Annotated in this window: 1 protein-coding gene; it reads right to left on the bottom strand. The window is 67.6% G+C overall.

All coding sequences use genetic code 11. The features are described from left to right. On the bottom strand, positions 1-1648 hold a 1648-nt coding region (locus tag U5775_RS38700), incomplete at both ends, for a condensation domain-containing protein (RefSeq protein ID WP_322063400.1).

Below are 1648 nucleotides of genomic sequence, written 5' to 3'. Positions count from 1 at the left end.
CGCGTCGATGCTGCGCTCCAGATCGCCCGTGAGCGCTTCGAGCATGCGCACGTAATGGCGGCCGAAGCGCGCCATCGTTTCGGCGTCGAAGAGTTCGCGCGCGTAGCGCAGGCTCACGTTCAGCGTGCCATCGGGCAATTCCTGCGTGTTGACCGTGAGTTCGAACTGTGCGGCCCCGTCTCCCACGCGATAGCGCTCGACGGTCAGCCCTTCCAGCGTATCCGCGGCCTGATAGTCATTGCGCTGATGATTGAATGCCACCTGGAAGAGCGGCGTGTGGCTCAGGCTGCGTTCGGGCTGCAGTGCATCGACGAGCACGTCGAACGGCAGATCCTGATGCGCCTGCGCTTCGAACGCGCGCGTCTTCACCTGGTCGAGCAGCGCGGCCAGCGTCGTGCGGCCTTCGAGTTCGGCCTTCAAAACCTGCGTGTTGACGAAGAACCCGATCAATCCTTCGGTCTCCACACGATTTCGGTTCGCGACCGGCACGCCGATGCGGATATCGGTCTCGCCCGTATAACGATGCAGCAATGCGTCGAACGCGGCGAGCAGCACGGTGAACAACGTCGCATTGCGCTCGCGCGCGACGCGCTGGAGCGCTTCGGCCAGCGCTTGCGGCAACGGGACCGTCTCGCTCGCCGCGCGCCACGCACCGAGGGCCTGGCGCGGACGATCCGCCGGCAAGGCCAGCACCGGCTGTTCGCCGCCGAGCGTCGCGCGCCAGTAAGCAAGCTGTCGTTCCTGCTCGCCGTCCGCGAGCCAGCGGCGCTGCCACACCGCGTAGTCGGCGTACTGGATCGGCAGATCGCTCTGCGCGACCGATTCGCCGCTCACGCGTGCGCGATAGCCCTCGACGAACTCGCGCAGCAGCACGCCCATCGACCAGCCATCCGAGACGATGTGATGCATGACCACCACGAGCACATGTTCATCGGCCGCCACGCGCGCCACGCCCACGCGCAGCAGCGGCCCCGTCGTCAGGTCGAACGGCTGCGCCGCGAGTGCCGCGGCCCATGCTTCGGTCGCTTCGGTCACTTGCGCGCCGTCGCCCGAGCGGGCCGCATCGAACGTCCGATAGTCGTAGTGCGCGTTGGCGTGGATGTTCTGCGTGGCATGCCCGTCGGCGCCCGCAGCGAAGGTGGTCCGCAAGGATTCGTGCCGCTGGACGAGCGCATCGAAACTGGCGCGCAGCGCGCTCGCATCGAGCGTCCCCTTGAGGCGCATCGCGCCCGTGACGTGATAGGCGCTGCTCTCGGGCTGCAGATTCCACAGGAACCATAGCCGCTGCTGCGCGAACGAGAGCGGCAGTGCGTTACGCGCCTCGGCGGCCAGCGCGACGAACGTTGGCGCGGCCGTGGTGCCGTGTTCGCCGAGCGCCTGCGCGAGCGCCGCAACGTCCTGGTGCTCGAACATCAGGCGCGGCGTGATGTCGATGCCCGCGCGCTGGATCGCGGCGACCGCCTTCAGGCAGCGGATCGAATCGCCGCCGCGCTCGAAGAAATTGTCATGGCGACCAATGCGCTCGATGCCGAGCACGTCCGCCCAAATACCGGCGAGCATGCTTTCGAGCTCGCCTGCGGGCGCGACGAAGCAGTCGGAATCGCCGATGTCTTCGGGCTCCGGCAACGCCGCGCGATCGATCTTGCCG

The organism is Paraburkholderia sp. J63 (genome assembly GCF_905220245.1).
GTDB lineage: Bacteria > Pseudomonadota > Gammaproteobacteria > Burkholderiales > Burkholderiaceae > Paraburkholderia.
Note: the sequence above shows the minus strand (reverse complement) of the source record. Positions and strands in the feature narration are given on the sequence as shown.